The organism is Zhenhengia sp. (assembly GCF_046966505.1).
GTDB lineage: Bacteria > Bacillota > Clostridia > Lachnospirales > Cellulosilyticaceae > Zhenhengia > Zhenhengia yiwuensis.
This window is the reverse complement of record NZ_JBKVCH010000002.1, coordinates 304315-323923: the sequence shown is the minus strand read 5'-3', so window position 1 is coordinate 323923 and position 19609 is coordinate 304315. Positions and strand designations below refer to the sequence as shown.

At 36.8% G+C, this 19609-nt stretch carries 17 protein-coding genes; 16 read left to right on the top strand and 1 reads right to left on the bottom strand.

Translation table 11 applies throughout. The annotated features are described in order from the left end of the window. The 5 genes from ACLTBU_RS04055 (at window position 1) to ACLTBU_RS04035 (ending at window position 7357) form a co-directional block, all read left to right on the top strand. Window positions 1–2139 (top strand): hypothetical protein, encoded by a 2139-nt coding sequence (locus ACLTBU_RS04055; protein WP_412217699.1) that lies wholly within the window; start codon window positions 1–3, stop codon window positions 2137–2139. After that, the gene (locus ACLTBU_RS04050) at window positions 2140–3267 is read left to right on the top strand and encodes a HEAT repeat domain-containing protein (RefSeq protein ID WP_412217698.1); all 1128 of its coding nucleotides are present in this window, start codon (window positions 2140–2142) and stop codon (window positions 3265–3267) included. It abuts the gene before it with no gap. 2 nt (window positions 3268–3269) lie between these two features. Beyond that, window positions 3270–4682, top strand: coding sequence for a glycosyltransferase family 2 protein (locus ACLTBU_RS04045; RefSeq protein ID WP_412217696.1), 1413 nt, complete (start codon window positions 3270–3272; stop codon window positions 4680–4682). A gap of 161 nt (window positions 4683–4843) precedes the next feature. Beyond that, window positions 4844–6529 carry an ABC transporter ATP-binding protein gene (locus ACLTBU_RS04040; protein WP_412217694.1) on the top strand — a complete coding sequence of 562 codons (1686 nt, stop codon included), beginning with the start codon at window positions 4844–4846 and terminating at the stop codon, window positions 6527–6529. A gap of 3 nt (window positions 6530–6532) precedes the next feature. After that, on the top strand, window positions 6533–7357 hold the full coding sequence (locus ACLTBU_RS04035) for an energy-coupling factor transporter transmembrane component T family protein (RefSeq protein ID WP_412217693.1): 825 nt from the start codon (window positions 6533–6535) through the stop codon (window positions 7355–7357). Window positions 7358–8052: 695 nt separating this feature from the next. Here ACLTBU_RS04035 and ACLTBU_RS04030 read toward each other — a convergent pair. Next, on the bottom strand, window positions 8053–8505 hold the full coding sequence (locus ACLTBU_RS04030) for a hypothetical protein (protein WP_412217691.1): 453 nt from the start codon (window positions 8503–8505) through the stop codon (window positions 8053–8055). 204 nt (window positions 8506–8709) lie between these two features. Here ACLTBU_RS04030 and ACLTBU_RS04025 point away from each other — a divergent pair, with 204 nt between their 5' ends. From ACLTBU_RS04025 to ACLTBU_RS03975, 11 genes are all read left to right on the top strand, one after another. Beyond that, entirely contained in the window at window positions 8710–9219 is a 510-nt protein-coding gene (locus tag ACLTBU_RS04025) for a sigma-70 family RNA polymerase sigma factor (RefSeq protein ID WP_412217690.1), read from the top strand. A gap of 66 nt (window positions 9220–9285) precedes the next feature. After that, window positions 9286–9483, top strand: coding sequence for a hypothetical protein (locus tag ACLTBU_RS04020; RefSeq protein WP_177671968.1), 198 nt, complete (start codon window positions 9286–9288; stop codon window positions 9481–9483). Window positions 9484–9533: 50 nt separating this feature from the next. Next, window positions 9534–9764: a DUF2922 domain-containing protein gene (locus ACLTBU_RS04015; protein ID WP_320650368.1), complete on the top strand. Its 231-nt coding sequence runs from the start codon at window positions 9534–9536 to the stop codon at window positions 9762–9764. 945 nt (window positions 9765–10709) lie between these two features. Then, window positions 10710–10850, top strand: coding sequence for a YvrJ family protein (locus ACLTBU_RS04010; protein ID WP_177670389.1), 141 nt, complete (start codon window positions 10710–10712; stop codon window positions 10848–10850). Window positions 10851–11028: 178 nt separating this feature from the next. Then, window positions 11029–13041, top strand: coding sequence for an S-layer homology domain-containing protein (locus ACLTBU_RS04005; RefSeq protein ID WP_412217687.1), 2013 nt, complete (start codon window positions 11029–11031; stop codon window positions 13039–13041). 136 nt (window positions 13042–13177) lie between these two features. Continuing rightward, window positions 13178–13981 (top strand): LysM peptidoglycan-binding domain-containing protein, encoded by an 804-nt coding sequence (locus tag ACLTBU_RS04000; RefSeq protein ID WP_412217686.1) that lies wholly within the window; start codon window positions 13178–13180, stop codon window positions 13979–13981. Window positions 13982–14013: 32 nt separating this feature from the next. Further along, window positions 14014–14715, top strand: a complete 702-nt coding sequence (locus tag ACLTBU_RS03995; RefSeq protein WP_408646566.1) for a response regulator — start codon at window positions 14014–14016, stop codon at window positions 14713–14715. A gap of 3 nt (window positions 14716–14718) precedes the next feature. After that, on the top strand, window positions 14719–16512 hold the full coding sequence (locus tag ACLTBU_RS03990; RefSeq protein ID WP_412217685.1) for an ATP-binding protein: 1794 nt from the start codon (window positions 14719–14721) through the stop codon (window positions 16510–16512). Between the two features lie 92 nt (window positions 16513–16604). Then, window positions 16605–17171 (top strand): hypothetical protein, encoded by a 567-nt coding sequence (locus tag ACLTBU_RS03985; RefSeq protein ID WP_412217683.1) that lies wholly within the window; start codon window positions 16605–16607, stop codon window positions 17169–17171. Window positions 17172–17176: 5 nt separating this feature from the next. After that, on the top strand, window positions 17177–18586 hold the full coding sequence (locus tag ACLTBU_RS03980; RefSeq protein ID WP_412217681.1) for a hypothetical protein: 1410 nt from the start codon (window positions 17177–17179) through the stop codon (window positions 18584–18586). A gap of 77 nt (window positions 18587–18663) precedes the next feature. Next, entirely contained in the window at window positions 18664–19566 is a 903-nt protein-coding gene (locus ACLTBU_RS03975) for a hypothetical protein (RefSeq protein ID WP_412217680.1), read from the top strand. Window positions 19567–19609 lie beyond the last annotated feature (43 nt).

Below are 19609 nucleotides of genomic sequence, written 5' to 3'. Positions count from 1 at the left end.
ATGAAAAAATTTATAATACTATGCGTTACTTGTATCGTCCTCTACCTGATAGGAGACTATCTTTATTATAATCAGGGCATTTATATACCTACTTTAAAACAAGAAGAAGTCACAACGTTTGTGAAGAATATAGGTAAGGAAATTTATCTAAAGCAAGAGGGGCAGTTTAAGCCCTTTGAGATAAAAGGTGTTAATATGGGAGTGGGTATACCTGGACACTTTGCAACAGAGTATGCCATAACCCCGAAAGATTATATGAGGTGGTTTAAGTCTATACAGGATATGGGTGCGAATACGATTAGAGTCTATACGATTTTATCGGATGATTTCTATGAAGCAGTTTATCAGTATAACAAGAATAATGATAATCCACTTTATATCATTCATGGTTTGTGGGTGAATGACTATGTACAGAATTCTCATATGGATGCTTATGCGCCAGATTTTGTAGATACCTTTATAAAAGGTGGCAAAGATTTGATTGATATTATACATGGTAAGAAAAAGCGTTCCCTAGGCGGAGGACTAGGAAGGATACTTTATAAAAGAGACATTTCACCTTGGGTGATAGGCTATATTTTAGGTGTAGAGTGGGAAGATGTGACAGTAGCTTATACCAATCATATGCAGAAAGATAAAAACTACTATAAAGGACCATATATGTATACGACCCAAGAGGCGAGTCCTTTTGAGGCTATGTTAGCTCGGGTAGGAGATGAACTTATTGCTTATGAAAGTAAAAGGTATGGAGAGCAGCGCTTAATAGCTTTTTCTAACTGGGCTACAACAGATCCTTTTGATTATGATGAATTAGTTGCAGAACACTTTGATAAGATTGCTAAGATAGATGTAGAACAGATTCAAACAACAGAGGTATTTATCTCAGGGACTTTTGCTTCTTATCATATTTATCCTTCTTATCCAGATTATTTAAGTTATGAGGAAGATAAGACGGCTTATGTAGATGAGTCGGGTAAGATGAATACTTATAGGGCCTACTTAAAGAAGATTAATGACTATCATACCATACCTGTTATCATTAGTGAGTTTGGAGTACCATCCTCTAGGGGAATGGCTCAAAGGGATAGACATACCAATCGTAACCAAGGTAAGATGTCGGAAGCGGATCAAGCACAGGCATTAGTAGCCTGTTATGAGGATATTAAGGCAGCAGGGTGTGCGGGGTCTATTGTGTTTACCTGGCAAGATGAATGGTTTAAAGGCACATGGAATACTATGCACGCAGTGGATTTGCAGAAGACAGCTTACTGGAGTGACTATCAAACTAGTGGGCAGTATTTTGGCTTACTTTCCTTTGATCCTGGTAAGGTACAAAGTATTTGCTATGTAGATGGCGATTTATCTGAGTGGACAGAAGAAGATAAGGTAGTTCAAGGGGAAGACTTAGCACTTTCGGTTAAGTATGATGAAAAGTTTATTTATTTGCTTGCATATAAGAAAGGGTTAAGTGAGACGGACAAGTTGTATATTCCTATTGATACAACACCTCAATCAGGAAGTACAAATGAGGAGAAGAGTGGCTTAAAATTTGATAGAGCAGCAGACTTTATACTTGAGATAAATGGGAGAGAGAATAGCCGTGTATGGGTACAGGAAAGATATGAAGTTTTAAGAGCTATGTTTTATGGGGAGACACATGGGATTAATGCCTATGAAGAACCTCCAGTTAAAGATAGCGATGTGTTTAAGCCCATTTATATGATTTTGCAAAATGGAGATCTTTTAAGTGATGAGAGAAAAGAAGGCGAGCAGCAAGCAGAAGTGTATGAAACAGGGCTTTTGACATATGGTCATGCTAATCCTTATAAGGAGGGGTATAACTCTTTAGCAGACTTTTGCTTTAGTGAGGATTATGTAGAGATTAAGTTACCTTGGCAGCTCCTTAATTTTTCTAATCCATCTGAGATGATGATTCATGATGATTACTATGAGCATTATGGTGTAGAAGACATACGTATTAAGGAGATGTACCTGGGGATAGGTACCAAGTATGAAGCGAAACCGATTGCGATGGAGCCACTCAAGTTAAAGGCATGGCATAGTCGTATCACTTATCATGAAAGACTTAAACCAGCTTATTTTGCTATGCAGAAGTTATGGCGTGAGGAGGATAAGTAGATGATGATTGGAAGACTGACCTTTTTGTACATGTATGTGTGCCTATGCATTATATTGTTTAATGTGGCATTTAATTTACATACAAAGATTCAGCCTCGCGCTCTGTATCATAAAAAGAAGGTGTTAAAAGACCTTTTAACCCATGAAATCTATAGACAAGATGAGACTAAGAGACAAGTTCTTAAAACTCATCTTATAAAAAGGTTGAAAAATATAGACTATTTAAAGGCTTTTCATGAGGCATTAGTGGATATAGAGGCTACCAAGTTAAGTATAGACTGGATTCTAATAGGAGAAGTCATCAGTGACTTATCCTACTTCTATAGGGATAAAAAAGCTGAGAAAAAAGCTTATTTTGCCTATTTGGTTTATTTTTTTGATTTAAACCATAAGATTGAAACGAATACTTGTAGTCTTAAGGAAGCTAGAGCAAGACTTAGTAGAATTTTAATGACTTTTCTCTGGGAGGATTCAATCTATGCAAGGAACAATGCTTTTAAGGCTGTAATGAGTTTAGGCATAGAAGAAGATGCCTTGAAAGCATTAAAAATTATGGATAAGAGAACGGGTCAGCATAATGGGAAACTTATACAAAATCATTTATTAAACTTTACAGGTAACCATCAAAAGTTAGCAGATAGCCTTTATGATGATTTAGAGGCATTTACATGGTCTATACAAGCGGCTGTGATTAATTATCTCAGGATGGTGCCAGCAGAATATGTTAGTCATGAAGCTTACTGGGAGGGATTATACAAATTACTGTGTGATGAAAACCAGCATAAAGAAGTTAGGTTAGCCCTTATACGTTACTTTAAGAAGTATTACTACTTGCCAGTTCAAGAGACTTTGATTGAATATGTACAGTCTAAAGAGGAAGAAAAATGGGAGTTTGCAGTAGTAGCAGCTATGGCTTTAGAGAGTTATGAAGGAAATGAAAAGGATGAGGCATTGACAGAAGCTTTATCTTCATCTAATTGGTATATACGTTTAAATGCAGCAGAGAGCCTAATCAATAAAGGGTATAGTTATGAGCAGCTTATGCAAAGTGGGCTAGATAAGTATGCTTGTGATATGCTTACCTATAGGAGACAGCTTAGGGATATGAAAGAGAGGAGGGCTATATAGGGATGGTGGATTGGATAAAGGATGTCCTTTATGGCATAGACATATTTTTTGTTATTTATTTATTAGGATATTCTACTTTCTTGCTTCTATCTATTACTATAGGTTCTAGTGTACTCTATGAGCAGCAGAAGAAGAAAAAACTCTATAACTTTATTGAGCAAGATCACTATGTGCCAGTTTCTATTATTGTACCAGCTTACAATGAGCGATTAACTGTTATTGATACAGTAAAGTCTCTATTAGAACTAGATTATGTCTTATATGAAATAGTCATAGTGGATGATGGGTCAACAGATGGTATGAGTGAGCGTTTAGTAGAGCACTTTAATATGAAAAGATTATATAGGCCCATAAGAAAGAAAATTTTTTGTGAGGAAGAACAAGCTGTTTATATGACCTGTGAACAAAAAGTGCCTATCACGCTTATATGCAAAAATAATGGTGGTAAAGCGGATGCTTTAAATATGGGAATCAATGTATCACAATATCCTTATTTTATTTGTATGGATGCAGACTCTGTACTCCAATCCGATGCGCTAAGAAATATTATAAGGCCGATTTTGGAAGAGGAAAATGTTATTGCCTGTGGTGGGCTTATTCGAATTTTAAATAATGTTATGCTTAAAAAAGGGAAGATTGTAGATTATGGCCTACCTAAAAACCCTCTTGTAGGGATGCAGATGTTAGAGTATGATAGGACCTTCTTAGCTTCTAGGCTTCTGTTTGATAAGTTTAATGGGAACCTTATTATTTCGGGTGCCTTTGGATTATTTAGGAAGGATGTGGTCATGGCAGTAGGTGGATATGACAAAGATACTGTAGGAGAAGATATGGAACTTGTTATAAGGCTTCATGCTTTTTGTAGGGCAAATAAAATACCTTATCAAATTAAATATGCTACAGATGCAGTATGCTGGAGCCAGGCTCCTGAGACTGTAAGAGATCTTATGAAGCAAAGAAGAAGATGGCATAGAGGCTTATTTCAAAGTGTATTCGCACATAGACAAATTTTCCTTAATGTAGATTATGGAGTAGTTAGTTTTGTTTCTTTTCTATATTTTACCATATATGAGCTCTTCTCTCCGTACATAGAACTCCTTGGCCTTTTATCTATCCTTATGGCAGTCTTATTAAGGATTGTGAATTTACCTTTTATGATTCTTTTCTTCCTAATCTATATGCTATTTAGTATTTTAATGTCTTTAACTGCTTTTTTATCACGTATTCATGCTATGGATATTCAACTACAAGCAAGGGATATAATGAAATCAATCGCTTTATGTTTCCTAGAAAGTAGTATGTTAAGAGGTATTTTATTTTGGACTAGGTTAACAGCCTTTGCAGGATATAAGAAGAAGAAACTTCATTGGGATACGATTACAAGGCAGGAAATAAACAGGAACGATGCGATGTAATAAATAGGAAAGGCTGCCAAGAGAAAGAAGGCCAAGTCTATTCAGTTTGTAAAAGGATTAACTGAGTGGACTTGGCTTTTATGTCTAGCAGAACCAAGAGCATTTGACAAAGGAAAATAGAGATTTTATAATAAAATTTACGATATAAGGAGGACAGTGTGATGGGTATTTGTTTTAAAAATTTTTCATTTCAATATGATAATCTCAAAAATCCTACCTTAAAGCATATTAACCTGGAGATAGGAACTGGCGAGAAAGTATTAATCGCAGGACCAAGTGGAAGTGGAAAATCGACCCTTGCACATTGTCTGAACGGTCTTATTCCTCATGCTTATAAAGGAAAGATGTCAGGTGAACTCTTATTAGAGGGTGAGCCTTTATATGGAAAAAGCTTGGAGGCAATTAGTAAAAAGGTAGGAACGATTCTTCAAGATGCAGATGGTCAGTTCATTGCACTAAGTGTAGGCGAAGATGTGGCCTTTGCCTTTGAAAATGATAGTATGCCTGTACCTCATATGCATGAAAAGGTAGAAGACATTCTAAAGAACTTTAGTATGGAGACTTTTAGTGAGCAAAGTCCTCAAAACCTAAGTGGTGGTCAAAAGCAAAAGGTAGCTATGGCAGGGGTTATGGCTATGCAAACAGATATTTTGCTTTTTGATGAGCCTTTAGCTAACCTTGACCCTATGAGTGGTCAGCTTGCTATGGATACCATTGATGCCCTCCATAAAGGAACGGATAAAACAATTATTGTAGTGGAGCATCGTATTGAAGATGTACTTTCGCATCATTTTGATCGCGTGGTACTAGTAAGTAAAGGTGAAATCGTCTTTAACGGCACACCAGATGAAGTGTTACGTAGCGGTGTACTTGAAGAAAATGGTTTAAGAGAGCCCCTTTATATAGAAGTACTTAAAAACTGTGAGATTGATTTAAAGGAAGAAAGCACGCTAACAGATATAAGTACGCTTACAAAATATAAAGATAAAGTCATGCAAGTATTAGGGGACTTAAAACCTACTCAGGAAAAAGATGAACATGAAGTTTTACTTGAATGTAAAAATTTACAGTTTGCTTATGATAAGGAAAGAGGTAATATCTTAAAGGATATTTCCTTTAACGTCTATAAAGGAGAGTTCCTAGCTATTCTCGGTAATAATGGTGCAGGAAAATCTACCTTATTAAAGGCCCTTACAGGTTTCTGTAAGTTAGATCAAGGTGAAGTGCTTTATGAAGGTCAGAATATAACCAAGTGGTCTATTCGTAAACGTGCAGATGTGATTGGCTATGTGATGCAAAATCCAAATCATATGATTACGAAATATATGATTTATGATGAAGTAGCCTTCGGACTTCGTAACTTTGGATACTCTGAAGAAGAGGTGAAAGTAAGAGTTACGGAAGCCTTAGAAAAATGTGGACTTGCGCCTTATAAAAAGTGGCCAGTAGCTTCTTTAAGCTATGGTCAGAAAAAGCGTGTAACCATTGCTTCGATCTTAGCACTTAAACCTAAAGTGATTGTACTCGATGAGCCTACAGCAGGCCAAGACCATAAAAACTATACAGAGTTTATGAACTTCCTTATGACACTTAAAGAGGAAGGCATTACAGTGATCATGATTACACATGATATTCAGCTTGCTTTAGAGTATGCAGATAGAGCCATTGTTTTATCAAGTGGACAGATTTTAGCAGACGATACCATTTATCATGTGCTCAGCCAAAAAGAAGTGATGAAAACGGCTAACTTAAAAGACACTTCGATTAGTACATTAGCAAGACTTTATGATGTAGAAGATGAGAGTACATTCTTAAAGCAAGTGATTCAAAAAGGGAGAGAACATTAACCCATGAATAATACAGGTTCATTATATATTGATAAACCTTCTTTCCTTCATCAGTTAGATGGCGGTGTGAAGCTCATATGGGTTGTCTTATGGAGTATTTTTACTTTCATGTTTATGGACATCCGTATCTTTTTAGCCCTTATTGTCATTGGGGCTATCCTTTTGTACTGTTCCAAAATAGAATTTAGGCGCATGCGTGTACTGATTGGATTTATTCTAGGCTTTACCCTGTTTAACTCCATCTTGCTACTTATCCTGACACCTAACCATGGGTCAGAGCTGGCAGGCTCTACAACAGTACTTTTTAAAATAGGTTTTTATACCCTTACTTTAGAAAACTTATTTTATGTCCTTACGATTTCATGTAAGTATATTGCCTTACTGCCGATTACGCTGATTTTCTTATTTACAACACATCCAAGTAAATTTGCAAGCAGCTTAAACCGTATTGGTGTACCTTATAAAGTGGCCTATACCGTAAGTATTGCACTTCGTTATGTACCAGATATTCAGGCAGAAGTAAAGCACATCATTATGGCCCAAGAGGCAAGAGGTGTAGCCTTTAAGAGAGGTGATGCGCCTGTTATGACCATCTTAAAGAATTACATGAGCGTCCTTATACCGCTCGTACTTGGGTCACTTGATCGTATTGAAGTCGTTTCTAACGCTATGGATCTACGTGGATTTGGTAAAGATAAAACAAGAACATGGTATGTAAGAGAACCTTTTACACGCTTAGACATTGTAGCTCTTGTAATTGGAGTCCTCTTCATTGCTGTTGGACTTATTTTAAAAGCGAATATAGGATACTTCTGGTATCCATTTTAAATGAAAAAAGAAGGAGTCGTTGTATAACGGCTCCTTCTTTTGCGTATGGAGAGTATAGAGCTTTTAGGAAGGGGCGTCGTGGTAATTGAATTCTCCTCCACCTGCTTCACTCCACTTTCAGAGAAACACTGTTCATTCAAAAATGATAACGTCACAAACTCGCTACGTTTCTCTTCGCTCAAACAGTGTGACTAAGTACATCATTTTTTCATTTCATGTGTTTCTTAGCTGAAAGTTACGTAGGCAGGTTCCAGAGAATCCATTACCATTTTGGCCTTGTTGCCATGTCCTCTTTCTGCAATGTAGCGAAGATGGAGGGATGTGGGCTGCTCCTACGTAGCTTCTTTATGGAGGTGTGCTTAGAATGCGTTAGTGAGTGCGTGAACAAGGTACTTAGCGAATTGTTTGACCGAAGGGACATACACATTCTTAGCTACTGGAAGTGAAGTCGCAGTAGGAGAAGACGGAGCGTTAATAAGCTTAGGCCCTATACAGGATAGGTGGGATATTCTGTAAGCTTCCTTTGAAGGAATGCCTAGAATCTCTTTGTGAAGATAGATGCATGGTTTTTAGCTGTATGTTTGAGGCGTAGCCGAGTTTGCAGCGTTCATGCATCTATCAAGCTTAGAGATTCTTAGCATTCTGGAAACAGAAGCTGGAAGAGTATCATCACCTAGCCTGGACGGGATTCTTGGTTATGCCTCTAATAGCACCCTCGTTTCTTTATAGGCGTAACCAAGGAGTTTAGCATCTTTCATTTTATGAGCAATATAGGTATCGCTTGAGCAAGTGGCGAGAGTTGTGCCATCAGTAAAAGTAATGACACCATCTTGATAGCTTTTGATGGCGCTAAGAAGAACATAACCGAAAGCACCATCTTGGCGTCCGATAGGTCTACGCATCTTAACGGGAATAAAAATGTAGGCCGGAGAAAGTAAGAGAGGTAAGTTACCTTTTGAATGCAGAATGCGGCTAGAGCAGTTCCTAACAGCTACAGGGTCTAGATAAAGTTGGTAGAACATACGGTAAATGTAGTTCTTAATAGGAAAGCAGTAAGTCGATTTTGTGCCATCAGAAAGTAAGGTGTAAGTCATATTATGACCGTAATCATCGTAGAAAGGAACGATAGCCTGACATAGATAATACATCTCATCATCTCCTTAAATTATAAATTGGAACATATGTTTGGTATTAAGAGTATTATAGTAAGTCTTCTTATAAATTGCAAGAATATTTAGGATAAAAAGTTAAATTATTATAAAAATTTGACGAAGTATGGATTCTTCTTTTGAAAATGAATTTGATAAAGTAAGGGTGCGCAAATTAAACAAGCTGCAGCGGAAAGGTTTGTTATGACAAAAGAAGAAATCTACATATTGTGGAATAAGTTTGCTCCTTTGTGGAAAAGTTGGGCTAGAAAACTAAGTTATGTGGATGATGAACAAGAAGATTTATATCAAGAAAGCTATTTACTCTTAATGAGAGCCTTACAGCATTATGATCAGCTGAAAGGGGTGCCTTTTGAAGCTTACTATAAGATGGTGCTTTATAGATGGGGTAAAAAGTATCGTAACAAAATGAGAGCTCATCTTATGCAGGATCAAGATTTAGAGTGGTATAGTGACCTTACAGGCACAGCAGATGATTTTGTTAGAGAAGTCGTACAGCAAGAAGAGTATAAAAGATTAGAAGAATGTATGAAAAGATTGAAGCCTTCAGAATGTCTCGTTATAAGGAAGTTTTATTTTGAAGAAAAACTTCTTGGAGAAATAGCAATTGAGTTAGGCATTACGGTTAAGGCAGTTGCAGGACGTAAAGAAAGGGCACTTAAAAAATTAGAAAAAATTTTTCGGGGAATTTGAGAGACATAGGACTATATATAAGGTGTAAGCACCGGAGCTTAATAAAAAATCAAGGAGGAATGCAAAATGGCAGTAAACACTAAAAAAGACGAAGTAAAAGTTGTATTAAAATTTAAAAAAGGATCTCAGACACTGGCTCATTGTAACCAAAGTGCAACAGATGAATCCCTTTATAACTTAGGGGAAGCGATTGGCAGCTTAAATGCAGAAAGCTTAGAAGAGATCATGAAGGTAACAGAAGAGCAGCTTATTAAGACCGTTTAATAGAGAAAAAACAGAGTACATGGAATAAATCAAATTTAGGAGGTAGGAATATGGAAATTACAAAAAGAAGTTTAGTACTTGTATTTGGTACACCAGCAGGTAAAGAGGAGACAATCACGATTGCGAATCCAGGCGAATCACTTGAAGGGACTCAGATTAAGGCCGTTATGGATACAGTACTGGCAACTGGAGCTGTTGGCGAAAAGTCAGCAGTAGATAGTATTGTAGGCGCTAAATATGTGATTCAACAAGTGGATGAAGTGGATTTAGAGCAGGCATAAGATGCAAGATAGCTTAGGGATATAGGTGGGGGAGCCACTCCTTCATATTCGTGTCATGATTTTGGAAAAATCTAAGTTCCTTTTTCAAATGAATGCTGCAAACTCGCTGACGCTCAAACATGCAGCTAAAATCCATTTTAAAAAACTCACTAAGATTTTTCAGTCAAAATCCTTCCAATGAGTACTACGGAGTGTCTCTCCCACTTTTGGAGACCTAGGGATATCTTGCATACAGAATACTTGCTTAGGGATATAGATGGCAGGGGCTACTTCTCCATATTCGTCTCAAAAGCTTGTAAAAATCTAAACTCCTTTTAAAAATGAACACCATAAACTCATTAAGATTTTTTAGCCAAGCTTCATCGAATGAATATTACGAAGTACCCCTGCCATCTCTGAAGCCCTAGGAATATCTTGTGCATAGAAATGCTTGCTGAGGGAACTAGGTGGGAGAGGCACTCCTCCGTATTCGTGTCATGACTTTGGAAAAATCTAAACTCCTTTTGAAAATGAATGTCATAAACTCATTAAGATTTTTTAGCCAAGCTTCATCGAATGAATATTACGAAGTACCCCTGCCATCTCTGAAGCCCTAGGGATATCTGCGCACAGAAATGCTTGCTTAGGGAGAGAGGTGGGGGAGCCACTCCTTCGTATTCGTGTCATGATTTTGGAAAAATCCTTCCAATAAATACTACGGAGTCCCTCTCCCACCTTTGGACTTCTAAGGATATCTTGCATACAGAGATGCTTGAGTAGGGAAGAGAGGTAGAATATTATGAAGTACCCCTGCCATCTATGAAGCTTTAAGGATATCTTGTGCATAGTAATGCTTGTTTAGGGAACTAGGCGGGAGAGATCCTCCCACCTTTGAGCCCATAAGGATATCTTGCATATAGGAAAGGATAAAGATAAAAAAGCATGGGATGAAGGGAGGAAGTACAGATGGAAGAGATTTTAAGTGGTATTAGTAATTTTGGTTTTCCGATTATATTGTCTATGTATTTGCTTATTCGTATTGAGGGGAAGATGGATAAGTTATCGGAAACCATTGCCAAGCTAAGTAGTGCGCTAGAGAAATTTTAAGGGTCCCATTCTAGAAAAGATGGGACTTTTTTATGCTTATTGATAGGTAGTTTAAAAGTAAGATTTCAAGTATATTACATGCAAGTTAAAAAATGTTGAACAATGTTAGTTTGAATTGTATTTTAGGATTTAATCTATTAGAATAGAGATTAGATTAAATATTAGGGAGGCTGTATTTATGAGAAAGCATTATTCTAAGTTGCTCCTTGCTCTTGGGATGGCAGGAGTCATGTCAGTTAATATTTTTGCAGCAGTAACATTTAAAGATGTTCCAAATACACACTGGGCTTATCCAGCGATTAGCTATATGCAAGAGAAGGGTTATATGTCAAGAAATAGTAGTGGCGAGTTCCTTCCATCATCCGAGGTAACTTACTTTGAACTTGCTGAAATCCTTGCTAAAGCAACAGGTTATCAAGATGAACTCGTTGTTAAAGACATGGATCCGACTTTAAAGAAACAAATTGCAGATAACTATGCAGTTCAAAAACCATTACTTAAGACTTATTCCGATAAGTATAAGTCATGGGAATCACGTTGTAATGAAGAGATTGCTTATTTAATTGGTAGAGGTTACTTAAGCAAAGACGAATTAAGTAAATTCATGGTTAAGACAGCAGATGGCAAAGAAGTAAAAAACATTGTAACGAAACAGGATTTAGCAGCGCTTCTTGTGCGCGTTATTGGGAAAGAAAAAACTGCTAAAGAGAGTTACACAGGGAAAACACCATTTGCAGATCATAATTTAATTAAAGAAGAAAATAGACCTTATGTAGCATACCTTAACAAAAATGGTCTTTTAAATGGTGATGCAAAAGGTAACATGGGTGCCAATACAAAAGTAACACGTGCCCTTTGTGCACAAATGACTTATAGTGCGCTTATGTTTAAAGATAAGCTTGAGCAAGCAGAAAAGCCAGTCACACCTGAAAAACCTGTTACACCAGAGGCGCCAGCAGATGGGAGCAACTTGGAAGGTAGAGTCGATAAAGTTGTTGTAAAAAATGCAGCAGAAGGCAGTAACTACGTACTTCTTGAAGTGAATGGAAGTACTAAATTCTACACCGCTACTAAGGATACAAAAGTTGTAGATAGCAATAACAGCGCATTAAGCTTTGATGCAGTGAAAGCAAATGCTAAAGTAAAAGTAACAATGGCAAAGGAAAACGGTGTAGAAGTACTGACTAAAATTCAAATTTTAGATGAGAAAGATACAACCCCAAGTACGAAACCAGAAGGAGATAAGGATCAGACAGAAGAAGAAGTGACAACTTACAAAGGAACGATTGAAAATATTGGAAGAAGTGGTTCAATCTCTGTTCTTACTTCAGGGAAAACTGTAACTTATAAAGTAGAAGATAACTGTGAAATCCTTTACCAAGGGGAAGAACTTGCGCTTGAAGATCTTAACGTAGGGGACAATGTTCGTATCTATGTAGAAGACTTAGGCGTTACTAAAATTAATGTTTTAAAACGTCAAGAAGTAGAAAATGAAAAAATGGATGTGGAATTCCTTAAGAGTGTACGTAAGCCTGATGGCTATAAAGTAACCGTAGTCGAAAAGGGCAAAGAAAAAGAAGTATTAGTAAGCACTGATGTAGAGGTAATACGTAATGGTAAATCAGTAGATATGAGTGATTTACGTATAGGGGATAAGCTTACTGTGAAAATGGAAGGGAATGAAGCTATAGAAATCGAAGCAACTGCAACGACTGAAAGCTTTATTGGGACTGTAGAGAGCATTATCCTTGCTCAAAATCCACAACTTGTTGTTCTCTCAAAAGGTGAGAAAAAGACAGTTAGTGTTACAAATAATACAGAGCTTTATGATGCCAGCCAAAGAGTGGATACAGTACTGAGAGAAATCCAATTAGGTTCTAAAGTAGAAGTGCTTACAGAAAGTAAGGAAGCTATCTCAGTAGTGATTAAAGATGCGCCAAGCCAAATTACTTATAAAGGAACTGTAGAAAATGTAGGTCAAGGTGCTAAATACATAGATGTATTAGTAGAATATGATGCAGTGACTGGTGAAACGATGACCGTAAAACGCATTAATGTACCAAGCCAGGTAGAGATCATTGTAGATAAAGAAAAAGGCTACAGAAATCAAATTAAAAAAGACATGGAAGTTCTTGTTACATTCAACTACGGTGAAGAGATGTATCCAGAATCTATAGAAGTCATTCGATAATGCATAGAAGAGAGGTTAATGCCAAAAGATAACTGTGGCAATAACCTCTTTTTTCTTTGATTTAGCCATGAGAAACTGGTATGATTGTAAAGAGAAGGGGTATTTCCTGCATGTGGGACCAATAGGAGGTAGAACCATGAGAAGAAAATCAAAAACAATTTACTTAAGCAATACAAAAAGAAGACGTAACCGTGCAAATCCAAAAGCTATTTTAATGGGCATTATTGCAATAGGTGCCCTTGGAGGGACAGCATTTGCTTTTTTACCAAATGCCTATGCAGTGAGTGTAGGTGGGGAAGTCATTGGTTATGTCGATAAAAAAGAGTACATAGATACGGCTTTACAAACTGTAGAAAAACAGTTAGAAAATAAATATAACACAGAAGTGCAAATTGAAGGTTTAGATGAACTAAAAAAAGTACATGCCAGCAAAAAGGACATGATTGATCCGAATAAATTACCAAGCTATTTAAGAGAAAACATGGATGTAACACTGAAGTTCCAAAAGCTTTTTGTAGATGGTAAAGAAATTGCGGTTATTGAGTCAGAAGAAGTTTTAGATGAACTTAAAGAAGAACTTAAAGATGTGTATTTTGATGATAAAAATGTAAAAGCTGAATTTAAAAATAAAGTCAAACTAGAAGAAGTTTATACAACAGAAGATGAGCTAGTGGATATGGAAACCCTAGTAGACTTATGTAAGAAACGTCAAAGAAAAGAAGTAACTTATACAGTAGCGGATGGGGACACACTATGGGGAATTGCAAGTAAGCTCGGGATAGATGTACAAAGCCTTATGGATGCCAATGAAGGGGTAACTCCTAAATTAAAGATTGGACAAGAGCTTAAAGCAACTGTACGTATTCCAGTACTAGGGCTTGAACTTATAGAGGAACCAGCAAAAGAAACAAATAAAGAAGCGGTAAAAGAAACACCGTAAAGCATATAAATAAATATAGAAAGAGTGGGGGGATTTTAATGCAAACGATCGCCATTATTGAAGATGAGAAACCAATCTCAGATATTATCAAATACAACCTTGAAAAGGAAGGCTATAAAGTATGTACGGCCTATGATGGAGAAGAAGGCTTAAAACTCATAGAAGCAGTAGACCCTGACCTCATTTTACTCGATATTATGATGCCGAAATTAGATGGACTCGAGGTTTGTAAACGTGTTAGGCAAGTCAAAGAGACACCTATTATTCTGCTTACAGCTAAGGCTGAAGAAATTGATAAAGTAGTAGGCTTAGAGCTTGGTGCAGATGACTATATGACAAAGCCTTTCGGTATGCGTGAGTTAAGTGCTAGGGTAAAAGCAAACCTTAGAAGAAGCCATATACAAGCAGAAAAATTATCAGTAAGTGAAGAAAAGAAAGTCTTAGAAGAAGATAATTTACTTATTGACCTTGTGAAATACGAAGCCAGTAAAGATGGAAGAAATCTCGACCTGACTTTAAGAGAATTTGAGCTTCTTAAGTTTTTAGCGATGCAAAAAGGGAAGGTGTTTTCAAGAGAAATGTTACTTGAGAAAGTATGGGGATATGAATACTATGGGGATGTAAGAACAGTCGATGTAACCATTAGAAGATTAAGAGAGAAGATAGAAGACGACCCATCTAAAGCAAGTTTCGTACTCACTAAACGTGGAGTAGGCTACTATTTCAGAGGCTAACTTATGAGAACCAGTATACAGTGGAAAATCGTAGTCATTTATCTAAGTGTTGTCTTCGTGATTATGGTAGTGAGTGGAAGCTTTATCATTTGTAACATTGAAGATACACACTATGAAAAGATTAAACGTGAATTAATGTCTTCTGCAGAGACGATAGAGGGAAGACTTGGTGTATCGAGTGGAGCAGACTTTGAAGAGAGTATGGATAAAGTAGAAAGTACACTGTCGACTATGGTGGCACTGAATCAGCATGCTATTTATATATTAGCTCCTAACGGAGAGGTGCTTTTAGGCTCTAAGTCAGAGCCAGCTGTAGGGGAGATTATGGTGTCGGATGTACTACCAGAAGTGATTGCTAAGAAGACACCACAAACTCTTGAATGGCCACTTTTTGCCTATAAGGAAGCCAAATATGATTATATAGAACATGATAGGCCTATCTTAGATGCTACAACAGGTGAAATTCTTGCTATTATTTGTGTAAGAGCAGATGCTACAGATATTTATGATAATGTTTTTAATGTCATGAAAACCATTACCCTTGCAGCTATGATTGCCATGGGGATTGCAGCTGTATTTAGTGCGATTTTCGCTAGAATGATTACAGTGCCTATTAAGCAGCTTACGAAAAGTTCTAAGCAGCTTGCAGCAGGGTCCTTTAGTCGCATTCCTATTTATTCGGAGGATGAGATTGGGCAGCTTACCCAAAGTTTTAATTACATGGCAGCAGAGCTTAGTAAGACCATGACTGCTATATCGAGTGAAAAGAGTAAGCTGGAGAAGATTTTAGAGAATATGGCAGATGGGGTTATGGCCTTTAATAGACAGGGCGTCCTTATTCATGCCAATTCTGTATGTTATGAAATGCTAGGAAATACCAATATGGATCATCGTTTTGACTTTATCTTTCCAAAGTTAGGTGTAGAGGTATCCTTTGATAAGCTCCTTGCTGAAGAAAGTAATGGTGAACGCGTTAAGAATGAAGAAGGTATCATGATGGCACTCGAGGATAAATTCTACAATCTCCATTTTGCACCTTATATGAATGGGAGAGGAGAAAGCGAAGGTGTTGTGGTGGTGATGCAAGATGTTACAACTCAGCAGAAGCTTGATCAGATGCGTAAAGAGTTTGTAGCCAATGTATCGCATGAACTTCGTACACCTCTTACAACCGTTAAAAGTTATACGGAAACCCTTATAGATGGTGCCATTGACGATCGAGAAATTGCCATGCAGTTTCTATCCGTTATGGAGAAGGAAGCAGACCGTATGACGACGCTGGTACAAGATTTGCTTGAGCTTTCACGTATCGATAATAAGCAGATGCAGCTGGATATGAGGCCTTTAGATCTAAAAGAAATTGTAAAAGAAACAATAGAAGCACAGAAGATTCATATTGAGAAAAAAGGTCATCGCATTATTTATGAGGCAGATGAAGAGATGATTTATAATATGATAGGAGATAGTGCGAGAATCAGACAAATCTTACACAACATCTTATCAAATGCCATAAAATATAGTATAGATCCAGGAACCATTCATGTGAAACTGTATAAGAACCCAAATATTATTACACTTCAAGTAAAAGATACAGGAATCGGTATTGCTAAACCAGACTTAGAGCGTATTTTTGAAAGGTTCTTTAGGGTAGATAAAGCGCGCTCCAGAAGTCAGGGAGGTACAGGGCTTGGACTATCTATTGTAAAAGAGATGGTAGAACTCCATCATGGCAAAATCAGTATTACAAGTAAGCCTGGAAAAGGTACGACAGTAACAGTGCAATTTAATGTAAGCTAAACGTTATGCCTTTGTAATATAACTGTAAAATAACTAATATATACTATAAATAGGAGTATTACAGTCAAAAACTAAACGGAAGGGGGTTCCACATGAGTAGAATAAAATATCTTATAAGTATAGCTGTATTAGGATGTACCTTTTTAGCACCCAATGCAGTTTATGGGGCAGAGATTAAACCAGAAAAAAAACCAGTACAGACTAAAACAGTACAAACAGTAGCAAAAGAGGAAACACCAACGAGCACTTCATCTGCTATTACATTTGAAAAAGATGAATATGTGAGAATTACCCAATCACTAGCAGGCAAAGAAGAAATTCAAACGTTTGATAGCCAGATTAACATCATGGGTGAAGCACGTACCGGAACAGCTATAGAGATTATTGTGTATACAGGTGATAAGGTAGATAATCCAAAGGCCACTGATACCAATAATTACAAAACCTATACATTAAAAGAAGTAGGGGCAACCATGCTCTTTAGTCAGCTCATTGATCTTAAAGAAGATCAAAATAATGTAGTGATTAGCTATAGCTATCCAGCTGATGAAAAAACAGGTAAGATATACCTTACAATTATAAGAAAAACTGAAAAAGAAAAAGAACAGATTAAATCCTTCATTGTAGAGGATGCAACGCTTTTAAGAAGTAAAAGGTGAGAAGTATGAATGCAAGAAGAGAGCGTATGAAACTGATCTTATTAGGTGCTCTTATAATAATAGCTGTAATACAAACAGGAATGTTGTGGCTTGGCGGTATGTCAAGCCACAATTTTTTAAAGCAGACTATTAAGTATGAGCCTATTATGCCTACCAATATATGGTTTGTAGAAACCAGTAACAGTAATACGGGTGTACCGGGTGCCCTTGCTTATCGTTTAGATGATACGACAGGAAATGAAAAAAGAGAATATGAAAGGCTTATAGGTGAGCTTTCAAAGCTAATGGATAGGCAGAATGAAGAAGGCAATATGCAGAAAATAGATGGTGTAGACTGGGTAAAACTTTTAAGTATGCCAAGTGTTATTTATGAGTATGAATTTCCGATAGATCTAGCTTCGATTACAGGAGAGAGTCAAAATAAATGGATTAAAGAAAAGATAGACCATGTCATTATCTATTCTAAAAATAAATTTGAGAAAGAGGCGACGCTTTTCTTAGTCAACTCAGAAGAAGATTTTATGTATGAACTGAGCGTGGTGGGAACCTTTGATGATATTGAGAAAATCTATAAGGTACTTACAGCAGATGACCTTAAAAGGCATATTATGGCTTATCAGCCTAGTGCTACCATTGATAAGGTGCGTTTAGCAGGCAATAGCTTTTTACCTACAAGTAGCAAAGAAACCCTTCTTAATTATGAGGTACTGACATCGTATAATCCTATAGATCTTAGTCGTGAAGAGGGCTATGAAAAGCTTGAAAGTATGATTAATGGTCTGTTTATTAGTCCTTTAGTTAAAGAGAGGGTGCATCAAGGTGAAAATGTTATTTATACTGAAGATATGAAAACTTTAGTGGTCTATAGACCTGAAGGGGTTATAGAATACTTAAATCTGGCACCAAGGCAGCTGCAAACAGGGACAAGTATGCTAAAAGGCTATAATGTTGCCCTAGAATTTATAGAGAGGGTGCAAGTGATGCCTAAAAGTATAGCAGATAACTTATACTTAGCAGATGTGAAACAAAAGGGACTAGACTTTACCTACTCTTTTAATATGATGTATGAGGGCTATCGTTTACAACTTTCAGAGGAAATGCAAGCGAGCTTAGGAATGGATGCCCTAGTGCAGGTAGTAGTAAGAGGGAAAGATGTGATAGAGGCTCATTTCTCTACCCTTGAGGTTGTACCTAAAGAAGTAGAGCTTAAAGCACTGAGTACCCATTACTTAGAGCCCATTGATAAGATGTATACCTTATTTGAGAAGCAAGGGATTGAGGATTTTATGATTGACCACTTAGAACTGGTTTATTTACTAGAAGGTATAGGAGAAGATATTGATATGACTTGGGGTGCTGTTTATGACCATAAATGGTATTACCCGTTAATCATGAGGCAGATACCAGGCTTTTAAAACGCCTAGTATGCTGCCTATACTTTTGAAGACAAAACATATAAAAAAGGTATAGTAGAGAATAGGAGGGCTGTAAGATGAGATGGAATAAAGCTTTAAACTTCTTACTTATTATCTTTATTTGTTTAAACATAGCGTTAGCATGGATAAATTATGATAGATTTAATGGGTCTTATAAAGTATCTGAAGAGCGTATACAGACTATAAAAAGCCTATTAGCAGATAGGAACATACAGGTTAAAGCGGATTTACCAACTTTATTTCTACCACGTTCTTCTATTTGGATAGAGCCTATTGAGATTAGCGCATCTTTAAGAGATGCTATTGTTAATAGATTGTTTGGTAAAGAAAGAGCAGATGTTACCATTACAAATGAAGTAAGTGGAGACTATGGGAAAAATGCTCTGATTTACAGTAAAGGAGAGGCCCAGCTTAAATTTTATAAGGACCATATTGGTTATAGGAATGAGGCGGCTAAGAGCAAGGAAACGGCAGTATCCATTAAGCAGGCAAGTAAATTTGCAAAAGACTTTATAAGACAGCTTGATTTGGCTGATCATCTTAAAGAAGTAAAAATTGACTATAGAAGTGAGTCATATGGCATAGCAGTGACATATTATGAAGTATATAGAGGTTTACCTATTTTTGACAGCTATGTAAAAATGAAAATATCTCCTAATGGAGTATTTGAAGCAGAGGTAAGGTGCCTTGAGGTAACAGATAAGGTCAGTCTTACAAAACCTTTATATCCTATTGACCAAGTCTTATTTGCATTACAGAAGCCCATAGTAGAAAATGAGACTTATGTCATTGAATCCGTAGAACTTGGCTATAGGTTAGATCATTCAGAAGGCATGCATATTTTGTCTGAAGAAGCTGTGCCTGTGTATAAAATTACAATAGAAGGTTTAAGTGATCCTATATTTGTCAATGCTTATACAAATACCTATGAAGAAATACTTTTTATTTCCCAAGTTTAATGGTATAATGAAAATTGACTAATTCTGAGGCGCGATAGGCCAT